Source organism: Parabacteroides sp. PM6-13, assembly GCF_029892605.1.
Taxonomy (GTDB): Bacteria; Bacteroidota; Bacteroidia; order Bacteroidales; family Tannerellaceae; genus QVMG01.
The window spans coordinates 203,615-229,846 of the sequence record NZ_JARXWF010000003.1 but is presented as its reverse complement, the minus strand read 5'-3'; the positions used below and the strand labels follow the sequence as shown (position 1 = coordinate 229,846).

The window sequence follows — 26,232 nt, the reverse complement described above, 5'->3', positions numbered from 1 at the left end:
AATCTCCTTATTTCATCAAGGTAACACCCATCACACCAATGATCACCTCATTGGCAATCGTTTCGATCGTAAGGCTTTCCAACTCTTTCTCCGGATCGAGCGGCAAATCGAGCAGGGTTGCCATCCCACCATCTATATACATCGGGTTGTTCGACATAGGCACACCCAGTTCACCGGCATGATACTTCGACACGGCACCGTTCTTCAGGCTCACCCGCCACGGGCGAGGTTGCGGGCAGTTAAAGGCCCATCCATCGATGAAGATATCCTGATCGAGCGGAAGCAGGTTGTCGGGGAAGATCAGATCGAGCGTCTCCCCGGTGCCATCCTTGTAACAGACACGCACCTGCCCATTAAGTACATGACACTGCATATGATAGGTCGAAGCAGCCATCAACAGATAGGCTTTCGATGCCTTTCCGCTGAGTGGCAGGGTTGCCTCGGTGGGATAATTATCCCAAAGAGTGGTAAACATCACATTGGGTTCATCGCTTCCTCCCGGCGTAGCGAAAGGTATACCCTGAGGCATGGTGAAGAGGTTATTATTCTTCGCTGCTATGCTTCTGAGTCCTCTGTCATCAATAGAAGAGAGTCTTTCCGGATGACACCATTGCCCCATGCCCTGGCTGGGCACCTGAAGCGTCGTGTATTCATAACGAGGCGTGAGGTATTTATCATAGGCAAAGATATCCCGCACCCGGTCATTGAAGCCCGCCTGCATGTCTACCGTTTGGTAATCCCTATCGGCTGAAGAGGGTATATTCCAGTTGGTGGCATGGAACGTATAGAGGATCTCTTCACCCGAACGGACCTCCACCAGATTGGTTCCAAGCGAAGCCATTGGCGCATCAAAGGTATAGGAGGTTTTTCCGTTTGCGGCTATATGTACCTTCTTATCCGTCTTTTGGTGATTCAGATAGAGATCACCCGATAAGGTCTCTTCGCTATGATTAACAAGTGTAAATTCCAATTTTTCCGAGTCAGGGTTATTTACCAGATCAGCCGCCTTGACCACCTTCACATCAACAGGAATCCAATAAGACATCTCTCCGGAAGCCACACGCACGAACAGTGTGCGATGTCCCTCCTCTGCAGAGACCATTCCACTCAACAGCCCATTATCCAGCTGTCCGTCCGTAAGAATGCCCTGTGGATCATAGATATCACCCGATGAGAAGGGTAGTTTCAATGCCAGTCGACCACCATTAGCCACCGTGGCAGCGATCGGCTCACGAGAGATCTTCTCTCCTTTCCATTCAATCGTTATATCGTATTTGGATGCCGTTCCCGCGTCGAAGCAAATCTTCGGACAGGAGATTGCGTTCTCTATCAGCGAATAAGCCACCTCTTTGCCGTTCACTTGCACTGACTTCACACTGTTTGTTAACGCATTCAGTTCCATTATCAATTGAACATCCTGCTTCAACAGATTCGGTTCCACCGTGTACTCGTCTCTCAGACCGGTACGCTTAAAGGAATAGGCCATGTTTTTTGTCTTTATATCGGCGAACTCCCACGCTTCGGGGAATCCCGGACGTATCACCAAACGGTTGTTCATCAGATCAGGCACAATGCCATACATACCCTGCACCACCGCTCTGACACCCATAGAGACCGGGTCGGAAAAGTCGCGATAGAGCTCCCCACGAGCCGCGTCGTAGAAAGAGACCTGCGTAATATTACCCGGTCCCGAGCCCAGATACATAGCATCTAAAATAATACCTTTAAAGAGCTTGAACGCCTCATCACCCCTTCCGGCCTGCCAGAAAGAAAGTGCCGTATGCGCATTCTCCGCAAAGGCCACATTGTTTATCGACCAGTCATAAGGCTGCCAGTTGGTTGTTGCCACCACATAGTTATCCGTGTCGGCAAGTCCCTTTCCCAGAACAGGGATATGTGGCAGCTCGGTATCCACATAACGCGTTGCCTGATAGGCCTGGAACGGATCGTGCACTTCGGAATCGATCGAGTGATAGACGCTCCAGAGAGCTGCCCGGTCGTGCCGCATACGATGTCCCATCACATCCACAAACTCAGCCCACCAGCCTTTCTCACCGATCCAGAGCTCCCGATTCATCGCCGTAAGGATACGCTCCGCCTCCACTTTGTATGGGGTCGGATCTTCTCCCAACTTCTCTGCTATTTCGGCCATCATTTTGTTTGATCGGTAGTTGTAGGCACTCGAGTGAGTCACTTTCCCGCCATTGTATTGCAAAGCGTCAGAAGCCCAAATACAACAAACCGCGTCATAGAGGCTGTCACCGTCGGGATCGAACGTGTTCTTCTCCCAGGCCAGGTGTCGCTGAAGCGTAGGAAACACCTCCCGGGCATACGCCATATCACCCGTCCAGTTGAGATGCCACAACAGCTCATCGATAAAGACAAGGTTCATATCGTAATGATGCATCACATTAGTCGTATTCGGCGTCCGGCAGATATATCCATTGCTATACATGGGCGTTCCCCATATTTTCGCAGCTCTTGCCAGATGCAACTTTTGATCCTGCTGGTGAGGAAGAGTAACAGGCACATTCGTCACCTGTGAATTCACATACCCATTAAAATGCCTGCGTGCTCTGTCCTGAATACCCAAGAAGTCGGCCAGGTAGGCTGCCCGCCAACCGGTGAGTGGCACACGCCAGCCAATAGCCCCATGCAGATAGCCCGGATCTTCCCATACCGCGTCTTCTGCACCAGAGAATATACCACCAAGCGTATTGATAAACGGATCGGGGGTATTGATCTTCATGGTCGAAGACACCTGTGTGCGATAAGCCACACCATCATCGAAAGCCTTCTCCAGATCCGTATAGGTGAAATCCACATGGCTCTTAGGGTTATGCAGCTCGATATAAAAAGGATCAGAGGTGAGCGGGTATTCCGCTATCATAATAGGCGCCTCTGAAGCTTCAGAGCGCAACAGTTCCGGCAGCGTATCGATCTGTCGGGCGTCGCCCAATCGCAGGGAGCTACCCGTTGGGAAAGTTCCCGTTATCCGGTTTGAGGTAGCATAGCTGATGGTGAATTGGCTTCCCGTCATATCATATTGATTACCCTGGCAGTTCTCCGCCTTGATAAAAAAGCTGTCTTCAGGATCGACCCCGAGATCGCCTTCCCGGCTAAAACGCTGATTGTTGGCTCCTCCGTATATCCAAACAATTTTCAGATCATCCGGCAGGTTTTCTGCCTTATATCTCACCACCAAACCGTCGGCATCCGACAGGGCTACCGCGTCGACTGTCAGGACACCGTCGCCCAGCACGCGACTATCCCGTAGGATATAGGTGCGCTGCCCGGACTTAAAGCGTGACTCGATCGACGCCAGATCCTTCATCCACACCGTTTCCGACGGGGTAGTAACCGCCATATAAACGCTACCTCCCAACCGGGGCATATAGAGACCAAACTCCGGGAAGTCACTCGTCTCGAAACGAAAACCGGTATTGGTGCCGTAGATAGCACGCGTAAACCGTTTCGTACCGTTCGTAATCACAAACTCTTCTCCCTCCGGATGATACCGAAGCTCTCTCTCTTTTCCCTGCCAATAGCGCAAAGTCTCTTTGTCACCCTTTGGCTGACAGGCCGAAAAGGCAAGACATACAAACAAAGCCCATAAAAGCGGCATCTTCATTTTATCTTTCATTTTTTATTTCTTTGTGTGGGTAAACAAAACGTTTATACCCGATTATTCTCCGATATAATAAGAAGGAACCGGCGCTTGCGGATAGCCCTGCGAACGTTCCAACACATAACTCCGGTAAATAGCATCCTGCATGAGGGTGACTTTCCGATCCTTTGCCGGGATATTCGTGTGATAAATGCGCAATTCGCCCGGCAAAGCCGTGATCACCTCTTCACGCCAATCGCCCAACACATCAGCAATCATGATGATATCGCCCATGATGCCTTCCGCAATCTTCTCTCCTTTCCAGTAACCGATCGACTGGCTTCTGCCATTCGACATCGACTCTGCTCCCCAACGATTATCATCACCGAAGAACATCTGACGGATATGTCCCGCGTCCCACCAGATCCAATTGCGACAAGGTGGCACCTCGTCGTTGTCGGTTGTCAGCTTCTTGCCGTCGGCACTCAGGAGATACTTATCGGTCGAACCGCCCTTTTTATCTTCGCTGGCAAAACATTCCAGTCCAGGGCTTGTCGGATCGATATCGGCCACCATGCCGTCGCCCACATGAAACGTTTTATGCCCGATGCCCCATACACGTTCTCCCGTTTTGGCATCCAACACACATACGCCGTATCCATTATCTTTAGGTGGTTCAAGAGCCAGGAATATCTCCATACCCGGACGTTGGGGATCGATATCGGTCAGATAGGCCTTATCAGGATGTCCCAGACCGGACGACCACAACAGGGTTCCATTATCGTCGAGCATACAAGCTCCCAACAGGATCTCGTCTCGTCCGTCACCATCCACATCGCCGCACACCATATTGTGCGCTCCCTGGCTACGCAAGACAGGATTCTCTTCGTCACTATCCCAATGCCATAGTTGCTTCAATTCACCATCATGGAATTGCCAGGCATCAACTACCATCAATTTATAGGTGCCGCGCGCGGCCAGGATACAGGGTGTCTTCCCATCCAGGTAAGCCATACCGATTTGGTTACGGTTCTGACGCACCAGGTTACCGTAGCGATCGTTGCGTTCCGGCCAGTCGACGCGTGCCACCTCTTCGCCCGTCATACCATCCAATACCGAGAGGTATTCGCTTCCTCCATAGATGCGTCCTTCTTTATTTTTCAGGTAGTCATCACCGGCTGTCTTCAAAGCGACTTCCGCTTTGCCATCACCATCGAAATCATACACCATAAACGGGGAGTACCAAACACCCGGCTCGATGCCAAGCCCCAGGTCTTTTGTCCACAGATAGGTGCCGTCACTCAGATAGGCTTCGATCTTATAGGTGGTGCCGTCGTTCGGGCTTTTCACGCCCGGATCGACATTGGTATGCGGGTGGCGAATGATGTAGTCGTAGGTGCCGTCACCATTGAGGTCGCCCACGGCTACCTTACCGGCTGTCACCCCGTTTCTCAGGGCAATGCTCCGGTAATTCGGTGCCTGCAGCTTTGCTGCCTCTACCGTTATCTTTTCTGACGCAGTTTTCTTTTTCCCTTCTATACACTCTACCCAATAGTCGGCTTGACCGGCAGCAGGTGTTTTATCGGTAAAATCGGTTGTTGTCGCCAAGGCTTTGCCGGTTAATTTCTTTGTCTTTCCGTTGACAGAACGATAGACATGAAAGAGAGCATTCGGACTATCGATCTTCAATAGACGCCAGCTCAGATAGACACCTTTCCCATCGGCTGCTTGGGCGGCAACCAGTCCCCGGTTCATTGTCTCTTCGACCCGTTGGTCGGCATACCCCTCCACCAAGGGTTTCACGGCATGCTGCGGATTCAACATTTCATAATAGTAATGACTCTCACGCGGATCCTGTCCTTTCATCTGAACAGAAAAGGCACATAACAAAATAGCCCATATCCAATAGTGTTTCATGATAGATTGATTTTAGTAATGTTATTATTCCAAGTTACAAAAGAAAGCCTTCCCGAGCACATTTCCCGGTGAATTCTATACGTATTTGTGTAAATTTGTACACAAGGCCCCTTTTGTACGATATTCCATAAGGTAAACCCAATTTACAACTAACGGTAAACCGAGTCAACCGCTTGTACAGATAAGACAAAAAAGAGTCAACTAAAAACGTAAAACTACAGGCTATTTTCATTCTCACCCGCATGAGAATTTTTTCTCACGCCGGTGAGAATTTTTTCTCAGGCTCAAAAAAATCGTGAGAATAAATTCTCAACGCCTGACAACATCGTGAGAATTTTTGTTGTTTCCGGCCATATACGGGATCACCCCATAATCTTGTGAATCTGAAATAAGAAAAGCATGCAACCTGATATGAAGGCACACAGAGTAGTAAAGAAGCGTGTTTAAACAAAGAAAGCCGCTATTTAAGCGGCTTTCTTTGTTGTAGCAGGAGCATTCTATTATAGATCAATCGATTAAGCCCAATGTGTAAAATAGGAGAAAAAAACAAGGAGTTTTTTCATCATATACAGAGATCATATCAATCTATACTTATAAACTTCCCGGCCGCTCCGATAATCTCGCTCGAAAAATTATAAATTTCATCTAATGATTGGATTTTATTTTTTATTTCCTTTTTATCATCACCAACAAAAGAAATCATCTTGTTTGTTGGAGAATTTAGATACAAACGACATACTGGCTTTCTATTATTATCATCAACAAGAACCGAGAAGTATGTCTGCCCATCTCTATATGTAATCCTTTCACATGGGAATGTCTGCCTAAGTATAGACTTAACAATATAATAAGCCTCCAGCTCTTCCTCCGTTGTAACAATCTTACTATCAACACTTTTCTCATCTTCTTTTAACACTTCAATTTTTGGAGTTTCCTTCTCTTTTTCAACTCCTGCATTTAAAGCATTTTTAAGCATATCTGAAATAGCATCATTAATAATAGATGCGATAGATTTTTTCACTAAAGGAGCGAATTGATCTATTATTTTTGCCGTAGCCATAGAACCAGGCATAACCTGTTTAACAAGAAATTTTGTAAACTCAGGGCTTGGATCTGCATACTCTCTGTTTAGTATCTCCTTTAATTCGTTTGTGTACTTTAACTCACTTGCCGAACTCAATATATTATCAACATCAAAGTATGCCTTATGAAATTTTTTTATTTCTTCGATATGCTGAGACTTTATTTCAAGAATATTAAATTCAAAGAATGGCTTTTCGTCCATTCTGTTAGGTACTTCTAGATCAGTATAAAATCGGTATTGAAGTCCATTTGTTAATATTCCAAACTTTGCATTTGTGACATGAAAATACCTCAAAAGCTGATTGTCATGTAAGCTAAGATCCTGATTACAATGTTTGCATTCTATCAAAAGGATAGGGTCATCTCCCTTCATGATTGCATAGTCTATTTTCTCTCCCTTTTTTGTTCCTATATCGCAAATAAACTCAGGTACAACTTCAAGTGGATTGAAAACATCATATCCTAAAGACTGAATAAACGGCATGATCAATGCGTTCTTTGTTGCTTCTTCTGTTTGAAGGCTGTCCTTTACTTTACCAGCTCTTTCTGATAACTGCTTTAATACATCTTTCAAGTCCATATCAATTAGATTTATTGTTATTAATTACAGATGTTAATTCTTCTATTTTTTTAGACAAGTTTCTAACCTCTTTCTCTAGCTCTATATTGTTGTCGCTTACCATAGCATCCACAAAAATAGAGTTTATCAACGACATCCCAAGTATACCTCCAACGAAAAGAATTATAACAAAATATATCTTTGAAAAGAATGCTACAACAACAGATGTTCTTGAAGCTATTATATCAGGTATTTCATACCATCCTTCAACCGAAAAAACACGAAAGACAGAATAAATTGAAGATAGTGGGTTGTCAAAATATTCTGGTGCTATATCCTTAAATAATGCACACGTAAACACTGAGACAATAAAAAGTAATATAAGGAATGATAAAACAACAACATATGACGTTTTAACAGCTCTGTTTACGCCTGACACAATTTGATCCATATTAGGGACTACTTTTAGCAGCCTAAAAGACTTAAATAGCCTAAGTACTCGTAAAGATGTCAAGAAACTAAAACTCACAACTTCAGAGTCAAAAAATGTCATTATAACAATAGATATAGCTGATATTACAATAACAAACAAATCTAACAAGTTTAGTTTGCTCTTAGTATAGTAGCCAATTCCATAAGTGATAGATTTTATTATAACTTCCGCAACAAACAATGCTGTAAAAAAACAATCCACATACTGCAAGAACAAATGTGAATCGCTAAACTCCTGAAAGAAAACAACGAATGCATTTGCTATAATTGCAATGTTTATAAACTTGCTATTTAGAAGAATTTTTCTCATGCACACAAATATATAAATTTACTCCTTTCTCTACATCATACTCAAGCATTTCTTTAATTTAAAAATCACCCTGTATGGATGCTGATTAAAATGGCACTCATCTTTTCGCATTTTTTCAACCTTACGGAGAACACAACATCTCCCTCAACAATACTATCTCATCCTTCATTATCCATGCTTTCACCTCAAAGGCGTAGTATTGCCCATGTCCTATTTTGTCCATATAAATGACACATCATCCCACTCGTCGAAATCCAGATCAAGTTTATCTAAAATGTTTTCAAATCTTCCGTAAGCACAGAATGAAAGTTTCTTTACTAAAACAATTTTTAGTTTCCATCTTTCTAACATCGATTTGAAGCAGATCAGTTGTTATTTCGCTTGCTACTTTTTCTTATCGAAAAAAATAGCGTAAAACTGCATTATCCATATTTCGTACCGTTTTTCGTACCAATTTTTCGCAATGTAAGAAAAAGGTACGAAAAAAGGACGAAAAGTGCGGTATTAATAGAGGTATGTCGAACCAACAAGAAGCATTAATTTAAGTAAAGCAGCGTATTTAACCGACAAAAGATGCTATTTAAGCGGCTTTCTTCGTTGTTCTACCAAGATATTAGAAATAAGTAAAATATAAACAAATTGCTATACAATAGATTTACACCACTTTATATTGCTGGTTTTTATTTAGTTGTGAAATGCCCAAGCATGACAAAATCTGATAATCAAGCGTTTATTGTACTTGATCGTTCCGGTAAGATTGCCGTTTTGAAAGCTCTGCAGTCTGATGTCATTTGTTTGTCTGTATTTGAGCAGATTGCCGACAAAGAAGAACACAGAGAGTATTTTTTAGAGATGGTGATACGAACTAGGACATCTAAATAATTATCCAGAAACCGTACCTATGTTAAAAAGAACAAAAACGTTACATTTAGTCTTACCTATAGCCTTGCCTAATTGAAACAAAATCGTTACATTTGTGGTGTTAAATTAAAGTTCTTCTTATTTATGAAGTATTCAGAACTGATTGCAGAATTAAAAGCTGCAGGTTGTTTTCTTGTACGACATGGGAGCAAGCATGATATGTGGTTCAGCCCGATAACCGGAAAGAGATTTCCAGTACCACGGCACGCCAGCCATGAGGTTGCCAAGACTACAGAGAAATCAATCAGGAAGTTGGCGGGGATTTAAGACCAACCTTTCTTTCGGTAATGAATCTCATAATTTTGAACTTTATCTTTACATTAAAATGGATAAGAATATGAAAGTAGTTTTTGTTATTGAAAAAGCCTCGGATGGCTTTTATTCCTGTTATACAGATCAGGAGTTTGACGGTTTCGGACTGCTTGGTTATGGAGATACGGCAGAAGAAGCTAAAAATGACCTATTGAGTGCCTATAATGACATAAAGGCAATGAATGCGGAAGAAGGCAAAGATACACCCGAAATAGAGTTTGAGTGGAAATACGATCTTCAATCTTTCTTTAATTACTTTACAATTTTGAATGTCTCCGAGTTGGCACGCAAAACAGGCATTAACCCCTCGTTACTTCGTAGATACAAAAACGGATTGGCACAAGCAAGTGAAAAGCAATACGGTAAAATAATGGCCAGTGTCCATGCTATAGGAAACGAATTAGCAGCAGCTAAATTCTGAATAGTATCAGGATCCCCCAGATTTCAGTTGAGATTCGGGGGGGGGGATTTTTTGAAACACGCTCCTTTACTTCTCTGTATATTTAAACAACAAAAGCCGCTATTAAGCGGCTTTTGTTGTTGTTCTACCAGGACTCGAACCTGGACAAACAGGACCAGAATCTGTTGTGCTACCATTACACCATAGAACAATTACCTGTTTTCGGCTGCAAATATAGGCAGTTTTTGAAAAGTAACAAAAAATAGGAATAGTTTTTTTACTGTCTCAACTTTTCAAACAGAAGGATTGTTTCATTATTAGAAATGGACTGGCTCCTTTTATGAAAAGAATAAAGTATATTTGCACCTCAAAAATAGAAGGTTAATTACATGGATGAAGCAAAAGCATTAGTAGACACAATTGTTTCCGGTTTACAGGAAAAAAAGGGAAAAAACATAGTAACAGTTGATTTAACAAAGATAGCAGGCACTATTTGCCAATATATGGTGATCTGCGAAGGGAATACCCCATCGCAGGTATCGGCCTTATCAGACTCGGTATGGGAATTTGCCCGAAAAGAGGCAAAGGAAAAACCCCTGTCTGTAGCCGGATATCAGGCAGCGCAGTGGATCGGCATGGATTATGGCACGGTTCTTGTCCATATCTTTTTGCCAGAGTTACGCGCCTTTTACAATTTGGACACCTTATGGGCTGATGCCAAATTGACAGCCGTTCCTGACTTGGATTAAGCTGTAATAACAACAATAGTCAAGACAAAGAGATGGAAGAAGAAGACAACAACAAATTACCGAATAAGAACCCCAAGAACAACAAGCCAAAGTTCATGCGTTTCAACCTGTATTGGATGTACGCGATTATCTTTATTGTTCTGGCAGGTTTGTTAATGACCAATGAGACATCGTCGAGCAAAGAGTTGGATTGGACGGAGTTTCAGCAGCTCATGAAAGAGGATGCCTTCGAGAAGTTAGTCGTTTTAAACAAGAAGAATCTGATTGAAGCTTCTGTCAGAAGCAATAAATTAGGCCTTGTTTTCAAAGGAGGAAATACAGACTTGGGAGTAAACCCCAAAGCCTACATAAAGATACCGTCTGCCGACAAGTTTACCGATTTCTACGACAGTGTCGTGGCAGAATATGGCATAAAAACACCTGTTCGGTTCGAGGAGGGCGACAATGCCATCTGGAACTCGCTCTTGTCTCTTATTCCTTTTATATTGATGATCGCATTCCTGATCTTTATGATGCGTAGGATGTCGGGCGCTGCCGGAGGAGGTGCCGGAGGGGTTTTCAACGTAGGCAAGGCAAAAGCACAACTATTCGACAAGGATAATGATAAAAAGGTCACCTTCCGCGACGTGGCGGGACTGGCCGAAGCCAAGCAGGAGGTGGAAGAGATCGTTTCTTTCCTCAAAGATCCGGGCAAATATACCGAACTGGGAGGTAAGATACCGAAGGGTGCCTTGTTGGTAGGCCCTCCGGGAACCGGTAAAACATTGCTGGCCAAGGCAGTTGCTGGCGAAGCCAATGTGCCGTTCTTCTCCCTGTCGGGTTCCGACTTTGTCGAGATGTTTGTCGGTGTAGGGGCATCGCGTGTGCGTGACCTGTTCCGTCAGGCAAAAGAGAAAGCACCTTGTATTGTTTTCATTGACGAGATCGATGCGGTAGGGCGTGCCCGTGGAAAGAACGCCAATATGAACAGCAACGATGAACGCGAGAACACCCTGAACCAGCTCCTGACAGAGATGGATGGATTCGGATCGAACAGCGGAGTGATTATTCTGGCGGCAACGAACCGCGCGGATATTCTCGATAAAGCCCTCTTGCGTGCCGGACGTTTCGACCGCCAGATCCATGTGGAGCTGCCCGACCTGAACGAACGCAAAGAGATCTTCAGCGTACATCTGCGCCCGATTAAGATAGATGAGTCTGTCGATTCTGAATTTTTGGCACGCCAGACACCGGGCTTCTCGGGAGCTGATATAGCCAATGTATGTAACGAAGCGGCATTGATCGCCGCGCGTGGAGGCAAGAAGTTCGTACAGAAAGAGGACTTTATGAACGCGGTCGACCGAATTGTCGGCGGTCTGGAAAAACGCTCGCGCATCACCACCGCTGACGAACGCCGAAGCATTGCTATTCACGAAGCCGGACACGCCACACTAAGCTGGATGCTGGAACATGCCAACCCGCTGGTGAAGGTGACTATCGTGCCACGTGGCAAGGCATTGGGCGCTGCCTGGTACCTGCCCGAAGAGCGACAAATCACCAACCGCGAACAATTACTGGATGAGATGTGTGCCACCTTGGGAGGTCGCGCAGCCGAAGAGCTCTTTATCGGAAAGATCTCGACCGGTGCATCCAACGACCTGGAGCGTGTTACCAAACAGGCTTATGCCATGGTTGTCTATTTCGGGATGAGCGACAAATTGCCCAACCTGAACTATTACGACTCAACCGGCCAGGATTGGGGATTCACCAAGCCTTATAGTGAAGACACAGCGAAACTGATCGACCAGGAGGTGCAGCGTATCATCAACGAGCAATACGATCGCGCCAAACAAATCCTGTCAGACAATAGCGAAGGGCACAACAAACTGTCGCAAGTATTGCTTGAACGGGAGGTGATCTATACCGAAGACGTAGAACATATATTCGGAAAACGAGCCTGGGTATCGCGCTCACAGGAGATCATGGCTTTGCAGGAAGAGGCAAATAAAAAGAAAGCCGAAGAAGAGGCTGAACTGAATGCTCAAAAAGAAGAAACAGAAGAAGCGACAGCTATTGTTGAGCCTCAAGAAACACCTGCTGAAGAGCAACCGATCAATGAACCGGCAGCAGTAGATGAGCCTCAGGAATCCGAATCGATTGAAACTGCAAAAGATCCGGAGCCTGTAAAAGAGGAACCTGTTATGGAGCCGGAGGCAATCGCAGAAACCAATTCCCATATGGAGCAAGAGGAGGTAATAGAAGAAGCCCCCCTTGCCGAGGAAGAGGAATTTGCCGATTTTGTTGTGAAATTCAATACAGATCCTGCTCCTACCCCTGACCCTAAACCGGAGTCTACGCCGGAACCGGAGCCTATGCCGGAACCCACGCCAGAGCCTGTTATCAAAAAGAGAGCTCCGCGGAAAAAGAAAGAAGAACCGGTTGTAGAAGAAGAGATCGTAACGGAACCTACACCCGAACCGGAAGAGCCCGTTATTGAACAACCGGCAGAGATGCAGGTAGAAGAGATACAGGAAGTAGTGGAAGAAGAGAAAGTGATAGTACAGGAAGAAAAGATTACCCCTGCAGAGCAACCCCTGGAACTGACATTCGAATTGGAACCGGAACCCAAAGTGCAGGAACCGGAACCCGAGGTAAAGGATAAAAAGACTCCTCCCTCCTATCCTTCCCTATTCGATTAATCACCTATAAGTATAGAAAAGGCGCCCCTTCGGAGGTGCCTTTTTTGTTTTTATAGGTAATAAAGCTGTTAACCGTAGCCTGTTTGAATTAATTCTTTATATTTGCATGAAATAAATTCACTATTGGAACGATCGTGCTGAAAAACCTGATAAAAAGAGCCCTGACAGGTATTATTTTTGTTGCCGTCATCATTGGAGGCATATGCTGTCACCCCTATACTTTCCTTCTCTTATTGTGTGGCATTACGGGATTCACTATATGGGAATTTTATGGAATCACCGAGCACTATGTAAGCTCACCCATCAAACGTCTGTTCTACACCCTGGGGGGGGTCTATCTTTTTGCTGCCACCTTTGCTTACGCCCAAGGGATTTTTGGAAAAATGGTCTTCCTTCCCTATATCGCCTTTCTGGTGTTCATTCTTATTTTTGAACTCTACTATAAAGACACCAATCCGCTAAAGAACTGGGGCATCTCCTTTTTTGCCCAGGCCTATTGTGCCGGATCGCTTTCACTCTTGAACTTCCTGGCTGTCATGCCTAATACAACCGGAGCGTTTTCTCATATTCCTCTATTTGTATTGGCGATATTTGTCTTTATCTGGCTCAACGACACCGGTGCCTATCTGATAGGCTCCCTGTTCGGACGACATCGCCTGTTCGAGCGCATCTCACCGAAAAAATCCTGGGAAGGGTTCTGGGGAGGTTGTATTACAGCCATCCTTTCTTCTCTGGCTTTTGCCTGGTTCGTACCTGAAATGCCTTGGTATTTCTGGGTGGGATTTGCAATTGTTGTCAGTGTGTTTGGCACCTGGGGAGACCTGGTGGAGTCGTTACTGAAACGGACCCTTGCAGTGAAAGATTCAGGCAAAGTATTACCCGGTCACGGAGGCATGCTGGATCGCTTCGACAGTCTTCTGTTAGCCATTCCCGCCGCCTATATCTATATCGAACTATTTATTCAAAATTAAAGGTAATCACCACCATCCGGGAGCTTGCCCTGGAGAGTGCATTGGTGTATTTCATTAGATTGAGATCGTCTTTCAGGTCGCTACGCTTTTTATCCAGCATATCGCCCAAACCGAAACAGAATTTGATTTCCGGACACAATTTGAAGAAAGGAAGGTAAATATCACATCCAACACCAAACTCCACACCAAAATCGAACCCTTTCATCAACAGGGGATTCCCCTTCTTACGACCGATATCCATTTGCCCATACACCCCTCCGATCAGATAGGGACGATAGTTATTCAGGCGCAAAGCACTATACTTTATATTGACCGGAAGCGTCAGGTAGTTGGCACGTATATCCGTGCGAAACTCTTCGCCAGTCTCTTTCTCACGAAACATAAAAGTTTTGTCACCAAAATGCAGGGTAGGAACCACACGCAGGTTGAAGTAAGGGCTTAGATACATATCGCCTATCACCCCAACACTAAAGCCGGGATTATAGGAGGGGATTTCCGCAAACCACGTTTCCCCGTTCTCCATCAAACCACTATGGGTCAATATCATATCTTGCGAATGAAGCCCCACATGAAAACCGAGATGATACAATTTCATATCGGCATAGGGCTGGTTCTTCACCCGCTCGGTCTGTGCGTTTGCTAATCCGACAGCAAACAGAAATACAGATAGAATAAAGAGTCCTTTTCTCACCTATTCAACAGTTTATTAGTAGTAACGTAAAACTCGAAAAGTTATTGCAAAGAGAGGGTGAAATAAGAAATTTACCGCCTACTATTTTTATATCTCCAAAGAAAGACATACTTTTGTTGTACGATTAATAGTAATTATAGTATCAATTTAAAGTTTAGAACAATGGCTTACGTAATTAGCGACGATTGTATTGCATGTGGTAGTTGTATTGACGAATGTCCGGTAGGCGCTATTTCAGAGGGTGATATCTATGCTATCGACCCGGAATTATGCACCGATTGCGGAACTTGTGCTGACGCCTGTCCGACAGAAGCAATCCACCAGGCTTAAACACCATGCAAAAGAAATAGGTTACCAATACCTATAAAAACGGGCTATACATCTGATCATGTATAGCCCGTTTCCTTTTTGGCTGTTTATTTTTAGAATTCTATATCGATTTGAATATCACCGGAAGCGGCTTCATCTCCTTTTTCTTCAGCGATAGGGAGCTGATCCTTTTCTGCATTCCGTTGTTTGATGTAGTTGATTACTTCACCCATTCCATCCATAAACTTCTCAAAATCTTCTTTGTATAAAAAGATCTTGTGTTTCTCAAAGCTTACTTGTACTCCATCTTTCGATTGTACCTTTTTGCTTTCCGTTATCGCCAGAAACAGATCATCTTTCAGGTTCTTCTTAACATCTAAGTAATAGATACGCTTCCCGGCTTTAATGGCTTTCGAATACAAGATCTCTTTGTCGCCACCTTCAACATGCGATTTTTTGTTCAAGTCTTCCATGACAGCTAACATTTATTATTTCCCACCCAAATTCATAACTCGCTCAAATATGTGAATTTTTTTTTAAATAACAACTATTTTACAAAAGAAAACAGTTAAACAAGCCCCAATTCAAGTTGTTTTAATCCGAAAGCAGGCTTACATTTGTAGAAATTATATCTAATAAAATATATCATGAAAAACAAACCTGCCTTTATCATCTGCCTACTGATGATATTCCTGTTGTCATCGTGTGCCACAACGGAGAATAAGCCCGTTTTCGGCAGCGACTCCTTGAAGCCCCGTATTGTTGTATTGACCGATATTGCGCCGGGCGACATTGAGCCCGATGATATGGAGTCGATGATCCGGCTGTTGGTTCATGCCGATTTGTATGAAATCGAAGCATTGATCGTATCGGGCGGATGGAACAGCAGCGGCCGCGCCTATCCAAAGAGTTGGAAAGACAGTCTGACGACGGTGATCGATACCTACGAAAAGGATCTGCCCAACCTGATGAAACGTTCGGAGCAGACCTCGTTTCTTCCGGTCGAGAAAGAATCGGAAAAGCAGATGATAGGCTATTGGCCAAGCCCCGACTACCTTAGAAGCCGCGCCATGTATGGCAGCCTCGAACTGGGCGTTGCCCAATTGGGTGAGGAGAATCATTCGGACGGCAGTGATTTCATTATCCGACTGGTCGACGAAACCGACGATCGTCCCCTCTGGGTATTAGCCTGGGGAGGAGCCAACACCCTGGCGCAAGCCCTTTGGAAAGTGAAGCAGGAACGCAGTGAGGCAGAGGCGAAGACCTTTGCACGTAAATTGCGTGTGTACACCATCACCGACCAGGATGTACCTATTGGTGATGCCAAAAATTTCGCATTCAGCTCGCACCAGTGGATGCGTAAGGAGTTTGGTAAAGATATTCATTTCATCTGGGATGAAAGCGCTTGGTTGAATCAGAACGACCTCGGCTCGAAAAGCTGGAATGAGTATGCCACACACATCCAAAAACATGGGAACTTAGGACGCATTTACCCGAAGAACAAATGGGGCGTAGAGGGCGACACCCCCTCCTTCCTGCATGTATTGCCTAACGGGCTGCACGACCCGAGCGAAAGCAAAGAGACCGGCTGGGGAGGCTATTTCGAATGGGGCATGAGCCGCGACGGCATCACCTCCTGCTATACCAATGTAGACGAACGCGTCAAGGAGATTTCCAATCGCTACGAACACTATTTCTACCCCGCTACCTTTGCCAACTTCGCGGCACGCATGGATTGGGCGAACGAAGGAAAAGGCAATCGCAACCCGGTGGTTATCGTGAACAAAGAAAAAGGACTCGAAGCGATCCATATCGCTACCCAAACAGGTAAAACAGTAACGCTGGACGCCTCAAAGTCGTATGATCCAGACGGCGACAACCTCCGTTTTCACTGGTGGGCCATGCCCGAACCGGGAACTTATAACGGCTCGATCGAGATAGAAAACGCAAACAGCCCTCGCGCCACCCTCCTTATACCGACCGATGCCGCAGGCAAAACCATGCATGTGATTTGCGAAGTAACCGACGACGGAGCGCATCTGCTGAAGAGCTACAGGAGAGTCATCCTCGAAGCCATCCAATGAATTCAAAGGAGGTAATCGTGCCTTTTTTTTATTCTCACCCGCATGAGAATTTTTTCTCATGCGGGTGAGAATTTTTTTTGTATATCGAATAATATCGGGGAATTCATTACCTTTGCCGGCGATAACAACAAAAGAAGTTCCTTCAAACGATGATTAACAGAATTCTTATCCGCATCAAAGTTTTGCAAATAGTCTATTCCTTTTGCCAAAACGGAAACGGAGACCTCAAAGTGGCTGAAAAAGAGTTGCTCTTCAGCCTGCAAAAGTCGTATGACTTATACCATTGTTTTCTACTCCTCATCACAGAAATCACCTATCTGCATCAACGTATTCTCGACAACCGCAAGCACAAACTGCGCCCGACGGAAACGGATCTGCATCCCAACATGAAGCTCGCTGACAATCGTTTTGCGGCTCAGTTGGCCAAAAACAAAGAGTTGCTGGCTTACACCGAAGAGCATTCCTTGTCATGGAGCAACGATGCGGATTTCATTAAAAACCTGTTAGATATCCTGTTGGCATCCGATCTATATGCCGATTATCTCAACGACGCAAACGATTCGTATGAGGCCGATCAGGAGTTCTGGCGCGCTTTCTTCAAAAAGCATATCTGTGGCAATGAAATGGTGGAAGAATACCTGGAAGAGAAAAGTATCTACTGGAACGACGACATCGATATTGTTGCCACCTTCACCTTGAAGACCATCAAACGTTTTGAAGAACAGACCGGCGAGAGCCAAACGCTTCTTCCGATGTTTAAAGATATGGAAGACCGCGATTTTGCCGTTCGTCTTTTCCGGCAGTCGCTCCTGCATGGGGACGAATACCGTGAGCGCATCGAGAAACATTTGAAAAACTGGGAGACAGAGCGCATCGCGCAAATGGACCTCATCATTATGCAGGTGGCCATGGCGGAGATCATGAATTTCCCGACCATCCCGGTGAGTGTGACCCTCAACGAATACATCGATGCCGCCAAATACTACAGCACCCCCAAGAGCGGTACCTTTATCAACGGAGTGCTTGATTCCATTATCGGTGAGTTAAAAAAAGAAAAGGTTTTGTTCAAAGATTAAGAATAATACCTACATTTGTAACTATCCGCATGGAATTAACATAAAAATCAAATGAATATGAATTTATTGAGCATTTTATTACAAGCGCCTGCCACCGGAGGAAACCCCTGGTCAGGTTTATTGATGATGGTTGCGATCATCGCTATCTTCTATTTCCTGATGATTCGTCCGCAACAGAAAAGACAAAAAGACGTACAGAAAGCACGCGAAGCATTAGCCGTAGGCGATAAAGTCGTTACTGCCGGAGGTATCTATGGCAAGATCAAAGAGATTGGCGACGTATATATGCTGATCGAAATAGCCGACGGTGTTCGTATCCGTATCGACAAAACCTCCGTATTTGCCTCTACGGAAGACGCACAACAGAAATAATTAAAAACAGTTTATATGTCACGGCTTGAGGAGAATAAAAAACCATTCAAGTCTGTTCAGCGAAAGATCAGGGTCATTTTTCATCGTCAGAAGTGGAAAGAGACCTTGATCTTCCTGGCTTTTGTCCTGTTATCGTTTGGCTTCTGGTATCTGCAGAGCCTGCAACAGGATTATGAGATAGAGATCACACTCCCTATCCGCTACAAAGATGTGCCCGCCGAGATCGCCTTCAGCGACACGATACCCACCAAAGTCACCGCCCGGGTCAGAGACAAGGGAAGCGTGTTGCTCAACTATTCGTTTGGCCGTAAGTTCAACCCTATCGAGCTCAATCTGAAAGAGCTGCCTATCGAAAAGGGACAGCTCACCATCGAGCGGAAAGAGATTGAAGCCGATATTTACAAACAATTATTGGCAAGCACCTCGCTGACCGGGTTCGAACCGGGACCGTTCGAGATCCGTTACAGCCGTATGAAAGAGAAAAGGGTGCCCATTGTTTTCAACGGCAGGATTCAGCCCTCTGCCGGTTTCCACCGCTCAGGCGAAGTGATCATATCACCAAGAACGGTGGATATATATGCTGCCGAAACCATTCTCGACTCCATCACGGAGGTAAAAACGGCCTATACGGAAATCACCAAAGTAAACAAAACGACAACCCGCCAGGTAAAACTGGAGAAACAACCCGGCGTCTCTTTCGACCAGGAGATGGTCACCCTCACGGTGCCTGTCGAAGAGTTCACAGAAAAGACATTGGAAATACCAATCACCGTCACAGGCCTGCCGGCCGATTTCACCGTACGCCTGTTTCCGCCTACAGCCAAGGTGGTATCCAGTGTTCCCATGAGCCGCTTCCGCGACCTGACGGAAAAGGATTTCCGCATATTAGTTCCCTTCTCGGAACTGGAACAGAACCTGACGGGAGTCACCTCCATCGCTTTATCCACACAACCGGGTTGGATACGCTCGGCATCGATCTCTCCGGAGCAGATCGAGTTTATCCTCGAACAAGATCGCCGGACAGAATGAAAACGATTGGCATCACAGGCGGAATCGGAAGCGGGAAAACAGTTGTCGCTACCTTATTAGGCGTGATGGGCATCCCTGTCTACATCGCCGATGAAGAAAGTAAAAAACTGACCGACTCCTCCCCTATCATCCGAGAACAGCTCACCGCCCTGTTCGGTAGCGAGCTATACACCCCGGAAGGGCTCAACCGCCCGCTCCTGGCTTCGCATATATTCGGAGATCCGGAACGGCTGGAAAAGGTGAACGCCATTATCCACCCGGAGGTCAACCGCCATTTCCTGCAATGGGTAAAACAACAGGAGAGCGACTTGGCTGCCATCGAATCGGCCATATTGTTTGAATCGGGATTCGACCGAATCGTAGACGTCAGCCTGATGGTATATGCCCCGCAGGCATTACGCATCGAAAGAGCCTGCCGACGCAATGCTGTCTCCCGCGAAGAGGTAGAACGCCGCATACAAAGCCAGCTTTCTGATGAAATAAAAAAAGAAAAAGCCAACTACGTGATTTACAACGATGATCTTCGGGCCATTATCCCACAAACCGAAGCCATTATCGCAGCTATACGCCAGGGGTAAACCGTTTTTCCTCCTTCGGTTTGCTTATTTATCCAACAGTTATATTACTTTTGCAGCTTCAAAGTTAAACACAAAAGAAACCGATTATGTTGAAAGAAATTTTATCCGTTTCCGGCAGACCCGGATTATACAAACTTGTATCACAAGGAAAAAATATGTTGATCATTGAATCCTTAATCGACAAAAAAAGAATACCAGCCTACGCAACCGACAAAATCATCTCCCTGGGAGATATCGCCATATATACGATAGAGGAAGAAAAACCTTTACACGAAGTATTGACCCTCGTCAAAGAAAAGGAAAACGGACAGAAGGTAGGTTTTGTGCCCTCAAAGGCCAAACCAGACGAACTGAGAGCCTATATGCTGGAAGTATTGCCCGATCACGACCGCGACCGCGTATACCCCAACGACATTAAGAAACTGTTGAACTGGTACAATCTGTTAATTGAAAATGGCATAACAGACTTTTCTCCGGCTAAGAAAGAAGAACCGGAAACGAAGGAAGAGGCATAAAGAAATATTTAAAAGAGTCAGAGCAGTCAGCGTAGTTAAGATATTACTACGCTGACTGCTCTAACTCTTTTTTATTGGCCTATACCTTATTCATAAATAGGCAATCGTACATCCAGGTGGATGCCATAATATTCAGACGCCGGCACATCGACAACCAATGATTCTCCCTTATAGGTAGCGAACTGACCCGGAGCCGGATTTCCTGAAGGTGCCACGTCATATCCCTGGATCTTCACGGTTTCCGTTTTCTTTGCATTCAGTTCCCAACCACCGGTCAAGGCGATTGTAATCGTGATATTGCCATCAACTACCTCAGAGAATGTAACCGTACCGACTTCAATCGACTTCCCGGCTATAACAGGAACCGTCAACTCCTCACCGGTATAAGCCGTGAAGGTTGCCCAGTTTCCTTGTTCTGTATAACGATCACCTGCCGACCAGGCGGATTCTGTCTGATAATCGATCGGTTCAGCCGGAACTTCGATACACTCCTGCACGCAGTATTCAAATTTCATCGAGCCATTCTTTCCGAGCGCATCCCCTTCGCCCCAGGCACTTTCCTTCTTTCCTTCCAGCGGAACAACATCACCTTGTGCAGCAACCGTCACACATGCTGAAATTTCTTCCAAAGGAATAACATACGTAAAGGTATTCACTGCCGGAGAATGAGTCGTTTTATAAGGAAAATGTCCCATTTGAGGATTATTACCGTTAAACGGAATATCGGCATCATCACCCACAAACAATTTGGTATCGCTCAAACTCCAGGAGGCATCCAAGGCATAGGTCACATACAGATTTTCCTTATCATTCCCTACCGTAATCGTTCCTACCGGGGTTTGTTTGCCGGCAATAAGGGGAGTCACATACGGTTCCCCACAATAACCAAATTCGGGAACATCTGCTTTTGTCAGCATGACTTCATGCCCCTTTTCTTCTGTCAGCGCATTATCACACGAATTAAACACAAACGGAATGCAGCATATAGCCGCAACTAACACAATAACTTTTTTCATGATACAGTGAGTTTATTATTAAATTACGGCGGCCTAATTACTTGAGTATGCCTCAAAAAAACTCGCCCCCTATTATCGCTAATAGGAGGCGAATTTAGTGTATTGCCTGTGCAAAGTCATTCACAAATACCGGCTTATTATTCACTATTTCAGCACGGTACACTATCTTTTTACCAATCAATATTCCTGCCAGCTTTTGATATGAATATCATCGAGACTCAGCGTGCAGAAGGCTTCGATAAAGGCGCTTGCCAGGCGGGCATTCGTGATCAACGGCACGTTCAGGTCGATCGCGGCACGGCGCACCTGGTATCCGTTGCTCAGTTCGCGGGCGGTCAGGTCGCGCGGGATATTAACTACCATATCGATTTGCTTCTCACGCAACAGATCCAGTGCCTGCGGATGTCCTTCTTCGCTGGGCCAGTAGACCTTCGTATTGGCGATACCGTTCTCTTCGAGGAAACGATGAGTTCCGCCTGTCGCGTAAAGGTTGTATCCTTTGGCCGAGAGCATTCGGGCAGCATCGAGCATCGTGACTTTCTGTTTAGTAGTACCGGTCGAAAGCAGGATATTCTTCTCCGGAACGCGTTGACCGACCGACAGCATACTGGTCAGGATCGCTTCCGACACATCATTGCCCAGGCAACCGACTTCGCCCGTAGAGGCCATATCGACACCCAAGACGGGGTCGGCCTTTTGCAAGCGGTTGAAAGAGAACTGCGAGGCTTTGATCCCTACATAATCCAGGTCGAACTCGTTCTTGGCGGGTTTCTCTACCGGCAGGCCGAGCATAATGCGCGTGGCCAGTTCGATAAAGTTGATCTTTAATACCTTGCTCACAAACGGGAAACTCCGGGAAGCGCGCAGGTTACATTCGATCACCTTGATCTCGTTTCCTTTTGCCAGGTACTGGATATTAAAGGGTCCCGATATATTCAATTCTTTGGCGATCTTTTTGCTGATGCGCTTGATCCGGCGTACGGTCTCGACATAAAGCTTTTCGGCCGGGAACTGGATCGTGGCATCTCCGGAATGGACGCCGGCAAACTCAATATGTTCCGAGATAGCATACATCACGATCTCGCCTTTATCGGCCACAGCATCGACTTCGACTTCTTTGGCATATTCGATAAACTGGCTGACCACCACGGGATGTTTCTTGCTCACATTCGCTGCCAGCTTCAGGAAACGTTCCAGTTCTTCGGGGTTGGAGCAGACATTCATCGCCGCGCCACTCAACACATAACTCGGACGTACCAATACCGGGAAACCGACTTCTTCGACGAAGCTATTGATATCCTCCATGGAAGAAAGCTCTTTCCAGCGGGGTTGATCCACACCGATCCGGTCGAGCATGGCGGAGAACTTCTCGCGGTCTTCCGCGTTGTCGATACTTCGGGCCGAAGTACCCAGGATATGTACCTGTTGTTCATCCAGGCGGATCGCCAGGTTATTGGGAATCTGTCCGCCGGTCGATACAATCACCCCGTGCGGGTTCTCCAGTTCGTGGATATCCATCACCCGTTCGAACGTCAGTTCGTCGAAGTACAACCGGTCGCACATATCGTAATCGGTCGACACCGTTTCGGGATTGTAGTTGATCATCACCGAACGCCAGCCTTCTTTGCGTATGGTATTCAATGCTTGTACGCCGCACCAGTCGAACTCGACCGAGCTACCGATCCGGTAAGCGCCCGAACCCAAAACGATGATCGAGCGATGATCGCCCTGGTATTGCACATCGTTCTCCGTGCCGCAGTACGTCATATAGAGATAGTTGGTCTGCGCCGGATATTCGGCAGCCAACGTATCGATCTGCTTCACAACGGGCAGGATTCCCCTACTCTTTCTATCCGCACGTACCCGAAGACTCATTTGTTCCAGGTCGGCCTCTTCTTTAAAGACGGCGCGTCCGATCTGGAAGTCCGAGAAGCCTTGTTGCTTGGCATGGCGCAACAGGAGGTCGGAGACTTCCGATAGTTCACCGTATTTCTCCAGTTCTTCCGCTGTTTCAATAATTTCATAGAGCTTTTGCAGGAACCACTTATCGATCTTCGTCAACTCATGAATCTGATCGATGGTATATCCGGCGCGGAAAGCTTTGCTGATCACAAAGATTCGCCGGTCGGTCGGTTCGCGTAAAGCTTTATCGATATCTTCGATCACCAGTTCTTTGTTTTCCACAAAACCGTGCATCCCCTGCCCGATCATACGCAATCCTTTCTGCAAGGACTCTTCGAAGGTACGCCCGATCGCCATCACCTCGCCAACCGACTTCATACTCGATCCCAGTTCACGATCGACACCATGGAACTTGCCTAAGTCCCAACGCGGGATCTTACAGACCACATAGTCTAATGCCGGCTCGAAGAAAGCGGTGGTAGTCTTGGTAACCGAGTTCTTCAGATCGAACAACCCGTAACCCAATCCCAACTTCGCCGCCACAAAAGCCAAAGGATAACCCGTTGCTTTCGATGCCAATGCCGATGAACGGCTCAGGCGGGCATTGACCTCGATCACCCGATAATCTTCGCTTTCCGGGTCGTAAGCATATTGCACATTACATTCGCCAACGATACCGATATGACGGATGATCTTGATGGCCAACTCACGTAATTTATGATAATCCGCATTGGAAAGGGTTTGCGAAGGAGCAATCACGATACTTTCTCCCGTATGGATACCCAGCGGGTCGAAGTTCTCCATATTACATACCGTAATACAGTTGTCGAACCGGTCGCGCACCACTTCATATTCAACCTCTTTCCATCCTTTCAAACTCTTTTCCACCAATACCTGTGGTGAGAAGGAGAATGCTTTCTCCGCCAGCAGATTCAGTTCCTCTTCGTTATCGCAGAAGCCGGAACCCAATCCACCCAACGCGTAAGCCGCGCGGATAATCACCGGATAGCCCAGTTCACGAGCTGCCCGTCGGGCATCGGCGATATTCTCCACCGCTTCGCTCTTGATGGTTTTCACTCCGATCTCATCCAGTTTGCGGACAAACAATTCACGGTCCTCGGTATCCATAATGGCCTGCACCTGGGTTCCGAGTACCTTAACATTATATTTTTGCAGAATACCTTCTTTTTCCAACGCGACACCGCAGTTCAATGCTGTCTGCCCACCGAAGGCCAAAAGAATCCCTTCCGGACGTTCCTTGGCAATCACCTTCTCCACAAAGTAAGGCGTAACAGGCAGGAAATAAACCCGGTCGGCCACGCCTTCCGAGGTTTGCACCGTCGCGATATTCGGATTGATCAGAATGGTTTCGATCCCTTCTTCTTTTAAGGCTTTCAATGCCTGGCTGCCCGAGTAGTCGAACTCACCGGCTTCGCCGATCTTCAAAGCGCCCGATCCTAAGACCAATACTTTATTCACCTTTCCGGGCGCGGGAGTTTCTTTCGGCGCTGTTGCGGGATTATTCAATAGATTCAGTTTGCCGGTATGTAGTGTGTCGACAAACAGATCAAACATAAACTCCGTATCCGTCGGCCCGCTACAAGCTTCGGGGTGGAACTGGGAAGAGAAGAACGGTTTTGTCTTATGGCGGATCCCTTCATTGGTACCGTCGTTCATATTGATAAACAGGGGTTCCCAATCACTTCCCAGGCTATCGTTATCCACCGCATAACCATGATTCTGTGAAGTAATAAAGCAACGATCCGTGCCAACCATCTTCACCGGCTGGTTATGGCTGCGGTGTCCGTATTTCAATTTAAAGATAGAAGCACCTCCCGCTTTTGCCAACAATTGGTTTCCCATACAGATCCCGCAGATCGGTTTATCTCCGTCGAGGGCTTTGCGTATATTTTCGACTGCCTCCACACAGGTGTCAGGGTCACCCGGCCCGTTACTGATAAAGAGGCCATCGTATTCCAATTGAGTAAAGTCATAGTTCCAGGGCACACGGATCACCGTCACATCCCGGTTTATAAGGCTGCGTATGATATTGTGTTTCACGCCGCAATCGATCAATACGACACGTTTCTTGCCAGGGCCTTCGTTGTAAGTAATAACCTCTTTTGTAGAAACCACATCGACATAATTCACATCACCGTAATTCCCAAACTCTTCATTGTCCACTGTCCACTGTCCACTTTCAACTGTAGAATCGTCTACGACGATTCGCCCCATCATTACTCCCGTCTCACGAAGTTTCTTCGTCAACGCCCGTGTATCAATCCCATAAATACCCGGAACCTTCTCGTCTTTCAGCCAATGTCCGAGGCTCTCCACTGCGTTCCAGTGGCTAAATTCATGGCTGTAATCGCTTATGATAATGGCGTTGGCATGGATCTTCTCGCTCTCCATCCGGGTAGCAATCCCGTTTGCACTAAACGTACGCGGAGGTACCCCGTAGTTTCCAACCAACGGATAGGTCAGTACAATCATTTGTCCTGCATAGGAAGGGTCGGTCAAACTCTCCGGATAACCGGTCATGGCGGTACTAAACACCACCTCGCCCGTTACCGGTCCTTCATAACCAAACGAATATCCCTGATACACACTACCATCATCAAGGATCAGCGTTGCTGCTTTGTCTTTTTGCATTTTCTCTAT

At 46.1% G+C, this 26,232-nt stretch carries 20 protein-coding genes, 1 tRNA gene and 1 pseudogene; 13 read left to right on the top strand and 9 right to left on the bottom strand.

Features of this window, described 5'->3' with window-relative positions:
• Positions 1–7 precede the first annotated feature (7 nt).
• From M2134_RS04455 to M2134_RS04440, 4 genes are all read right to left on the bottom strand, one after another.
• On the bottom strand, positions 8–3,643 hold the full coding sequence (locus tag M2134_RS04455) for a DUF4450 domain-containing protein (protein WP_280749853.1): 3,636 nt from the start codon (positions 3,641–3,643) through the stop codon (positions 8–10).
• A 42-nt stretch (positions 3,644–3,685) separates the two neighbouring features.
• Positions 3,686–5,524 (bottom strand): silent information regulator protein Sir2, encoded by a 1,839-nt coding sequence (locus M2134_RS04450; RefSeq protein WP_280749852.1) that lies wholly within the window; start codon positions 5,522–5,524, stop codon positions 3,686–3,688.
• Positions 5,525–6,104: 580 nt separating this feature from the next.
• Positions 6,105–7,187, bottom strand: a complete 1,083-nt coding sequence (locus M2134_RS04445) for a type I restriction endonuclease (RefSeq protein ID WP_280749851.1) — start codon at positions 7,185–7,187, stop codon at positions 6,105–6,107.
• Position 7,188: 1 nt separating this feature from the next.
• Positions 7,189–7,968, bottom strand: coding sequence for an ion transporter (locus M2134_RS04440; RefSeq protein WP_280749850.1), 780 nt, complete (start codon positions 7,966–7,968; stop codon positions 7,189–7,191).
• Positions 7,969–8,673: 705 nt separating this feature from the next.
• On the opposite strand from M2134_RS04440, the gene M2134_RS04435 reads away from it, so the two are divergent.
• From M2134_RS04435 to M2134_RS04425, 3 genes are all read left to right on the top strand, one after another.
• Positions 8,674–8,850 carry a hypothetical protein gene (locus tag M2134_RS04435; RefSeq protein ID WP_280749849.1) on the top strand — a complete coding sequence of 59 codons (177 nt, stop codon included), beginning with the start codon at positions 8,674–8,676 and terminating at the stop codon, positions 8,848–8,850.
• Between the two features lie 123 nt (positions 8,851–8,973).
• Entirely contained in the window at positions 8,974–9,156 is a 183-nt protein-coding gene (locus M2134_RS04430; protein ID WP_280749848.1) for a type II toxin-antitoxin system HicA family toxin, read from the top strand.
• Positions 9,157–9,226: 70 nt separating this feature from the next.
• A complete protein-coding gene (locus M2134_RS04425) occupies positions 9,227–9,622 on the top strand; it encodes a pilus assembly protein HicB (RefSeq protein WP_280749847.1) in 396 nt (131 codons plus the stop codon).
• A 119-nt stretch (positions 9,623–9,741) separates the two neighbouring features.
• On the opposite strand, the gene M2134_RS04420 is transcribed toward M2134_RS04425, so the two are convergent.
• A tRNA-Gln gene (locus tag M2134_RS04420) sits at positions 9,742–9,812 on the bottom strand.
• Between the two features lie 178 nt (positions 9,813–9,990).
• Here M2134_RS04420 and rsfS point away from each other — a divergent pair.
• The 3 genes and pseudogenes from rsfS to M2134_RS04405 all read left to right on the top strand — a co-directional run bounded on the left by rsfS (position 9,991) and on the right by M2134_RS04405 (position 13,999).
• On the top strand, positions 9,991–10,350 hold the full coding sequence (gene rsfS / locus M2134_RS04415) for a ribosome silencing factor (RefSeq protein ID WP_280749846.1): 360 nt from the start codon (positions 9,991–9,993) through the stop codon (positions 10,348–10,350).
• Between the two features lie 32 nt (positions 10,351–10,382).
• Positions 10,383–12,335, top strand: a pseudogene (gene ftsH, locus M2134_RS04410) (ATP-dependent zinc metalloprotease FtsH); the annotation flags it as partial.
• Between the two features lie 830 nt (positions 12,336–13,165).
• Complete coding sequence (locus M2134_RS04405; protein ID WP_280749960.1) at positions 13,166–13,999, top strand: phosphatidate cytidylyltransferase; 834 nt, start codon at positions 13,166–13,168, stop codon at positions 13,997–13,999.
• Here the strand turns inward: M2134_RS04405 and M2134_RS04400 are convergent.
• Entirely contained in the window at positions 13,986–14,690 is a 705-nt protein-coding gene (locus tag M2134_RS04400; RefSeq protein ID WP_280749845.1) for a porin family protein, read from the bottom strand. The genes M2134_RS04405 and M2134_RS04400 overlap by 14 nt on opposite strands.
• A 162-nt stretch (positions 14,691–14,852) precedes the next feature.
• Between M2134_RS04400 and M2134_RS04395 the strand changes: the two genes are divergently transcribed.
• Complete coding sequence (locus M2134_RS04395) at positions 14,853–15,020, top strand: 4Fe-4S binding protein (protein ID WP_280749844.1); 168 nt, start codon at positions 14,853–14,855, stop codon at positions 15,018–15,020.
• Between the two features lie 92 nt (positions 15,021–15,112).
• On the opposite strand, the gene M2134_RS04390 is transcribed toward M2134_RS04395, so the two are convergent.
• Positions 15,113–15,472: a DUF3276 family protein gene (locus M2134_RS04390; protein ID WP_280749843.1), complete on the bottom strand. Its 360-nt coding sequence runs from the start codon at positions 15,470–15,472 to the stop codon at positions 15,113–15,115.
• A gap of 174 nt (positions 15,473–15,646) precedes the next feature.
• On the opposite strand from M2134_RS04390, the gene M2134_RS04385 reads away from it, so the two are divergent.
• The 6 genes from M2134_RS04385 (at position 15,647) to M2134_RS04360 (ending at position 20,653) form a co-directional block, all read left to right on the top strand.
• Positions 15,647–17,083, top strand: coding sequence for a nucleoside hydrolase-like domain-containing protein (locus tag M2134_RS04385; RefSeq protein ID WP_280749842.1), 1,437 nt, complete (start codon positions 15,647–15,649; stop codon positions 17,081–17,083).
• A gap of 149 nt (positions 17,084–17,232) precedes the next feature.
• Entirely contained in the window at positions 17,233–18,159 is a 927-nt protein-coding gene (nusB, locus tag M2134_RS04380) for a transcription antitermination factor NusB (RefSeq protein WP_280749841.1), read from the top strand.
• A gap of 57 nt (positions 18,160–18,216) precedes the next feature.
• On the top strand, positions 18,217–18,531 hold the full coding sequence (gene yajC / locus M2134_RS04375; protein WP_280749959.1) for a preprotein translocase subunit YajC: 315 nt from the start codon (positions 18,217–18,219) through the stop codon (positions 18,529–18,531).
• A gap of 15 nt (positions 18,532–18,546) precedes the next feature.
• Entirely contained in the window at positions 18,547–19,560 is a 1,014-nt protein-coding gene (locus M2134_RS04370) for a CdaR family protein (RefSeq protein WP_280749840.1), read from the top strand.
• Complete coding sequence (coaE, locus tag M2134_RS04365; RefSeq protein ID WP_280749839.1) at positions 19,557–20,138, top strand: dephospho-CoA kinase; 582 nt, start codon at positions 19,557–19,559, stop codon at positions 20,136–20,138. Before M2134_RS04370 ends, coaE begins: the two co-directional genes overlap by 4 nt.
• Before the next feature lie 86 nt (positions 20,139–20,224).
• Entirely contained in the window at positions 20,225–20,653 is a 429-nt protein-coding gene (locus M2134_RS04360; protein WP_280749838.1) for a DUF5606 domain-containing protein, read from the top strand.
• A gap of 86 nt (positions 20,654–20,739) precedes the next feature.
• On the opposite strand, the gene M2134_RS04355 is transcribed toward M2134_RS04360, so the two are convergent.
• Together M2134_RS04355 and carB are read right to left on the bottom strand one after the other, a co-directional pair.
• On the bottom strand, positions 20,740–21,669 hold the full coding sequence (locus tag M2134_RS04355; RefSeq protein ID WP_280749837.1) for a hypothetical protein: 930 nt from the start codon (positions 21,667–21,669) through the stop codon (positions 20,740–20,742).
• 177 nt (positions 21,670–21,846) lie between these two features.
• Positions 21,847–26,223 (bottom strand): carbamoyl-phosphate synthase (glutamine-hydrolyzing) large subunit, encoded by a 4,377-nt coding sequence (gene carB, locus M2134_RS04350; RefSeq protein WP_348525025.1) that lies wholly within the window; start codon positions 26,221–26,223, stop codon positions 21,847–21,849.
• Positions 26,224–26,232: the final 9 nt, after the last annotated feature.

Coding starts and splice junctions, on each gene's coding strand:
- M2134_RS04455 (WP_280749853.1), bottom strand. CDS start 3,643: ATGAAAGATAAAATGAAGATGCCGCTTTTATGGGCTTTGTTTGTATGT.
- M2134_RS04430 (WP_280749848.1), top strand. CDS start 8,974: ATGAAGTATTCAGAACTGATTGCAGAATTAAAAGCTGCAGGTTGTTTT.
- M2134_RS04450 (WP_280749852.1), bottom strand. CDS start 5,524: ATGAAACACTATTGGATATGGGCTATTTTGTTATGTGCCTTTTCTGTT.
- M2134_RS04385 (WP_280749842.1), top strand. CDS start 15,647: ATGAAAAACAAACCTGCCTTTATCATCTGCCTACTGATGATATTCCTG.
- carB (WP_348525025.1), bottom strand. CDS start 26,223: ATGCAAAAAGACAAAGCAGCAACGCTGATCCTTGATGATGGTAGTGTG.
- M2134_RS04425 (WP_280749847.1), top strand. CDS start 9,227: ATGAAAGTAGTTTTTGTTATTGAAAAAGCCTCGGATGGCTTTTATTCC.
- M2134_RS04360 (WP_280749838.1), top strand. CDS start 20,225: ATGTTGAAAGAAATTTTATCCGTTTCCGGCAGACCCGGATTATACAAA.
- M2134_RS04370 (WP_280749840.1), top strand. CDS start 18,547: ATGTCACGGCTTGAGGAGAATAAAAAACCATTCAAGTCTGTTCAGCGA.
- nusB (WP_280749841.1), top strand. CDS start 17,233: ATGATTAACAGAATTCTTATCCGCATCAAAGTTTTGCAAATAGTCTAT.
- M2134_RS04355 (WP_280749837.1), bottom strand. CDS start 21,669: ATGAAAAAAGTTATTGTGTTAGTTGCGGCTATATGCTGCATTCCGTTT.
- M2134_RS04440 (WP_280749850.1), bottom strand. CDS start 7,968: ATGAGAAAAATTCTTCTAAATAGCAAGTTTATAAACATTGCAATTATA.
- M2134_RS04395 (WP_280749844.1), top strand. CDS start 14,853: ATGGCTTACGTAATTAGCGACGATTGTATTGCATGTGGTAGTTGTATT.
- coaE (WP_280749839.1), top strand. CDS start 19,557: ATGAAAACGATTGGCATCACAGGCGGAATCGGAAGCGGGAAAACAGTT.
- rsfS (WP_280749846.1), top strand. CDS start 9,991: ATGGATGAAGCAAAAGCATTAGTAGACACAATTGTTTCCGGTTTACAG.
- M2134_RS04435 (WP_280749849.1), top strand. CDS start 8,674: ATGACAAAATCTGATAATCAAGCGTTTATTGTACTTGATCGTTCCGGT.
- yajC (WP_280749959.1), top strand. CDS start 18,217: ATGAATTTATTGAGCATTTTATTACAAGCGCCTGCCACCGGAGGAAAC.
- M2134_RS04445 (WP_280749851.1), bottom strand. CDS start 7,187: ATGGACTTGAAAGATGTATTAAAGCAGTTATCAGAAAGAGCTGGTAAA.
- M2134_RS04390 (WP_280749843.1), bottom strand. CDS start 15,472: ATGGAAGACTTGAACAAAAAATCGCATGTTGAAGGTGGCGACAAAGAG.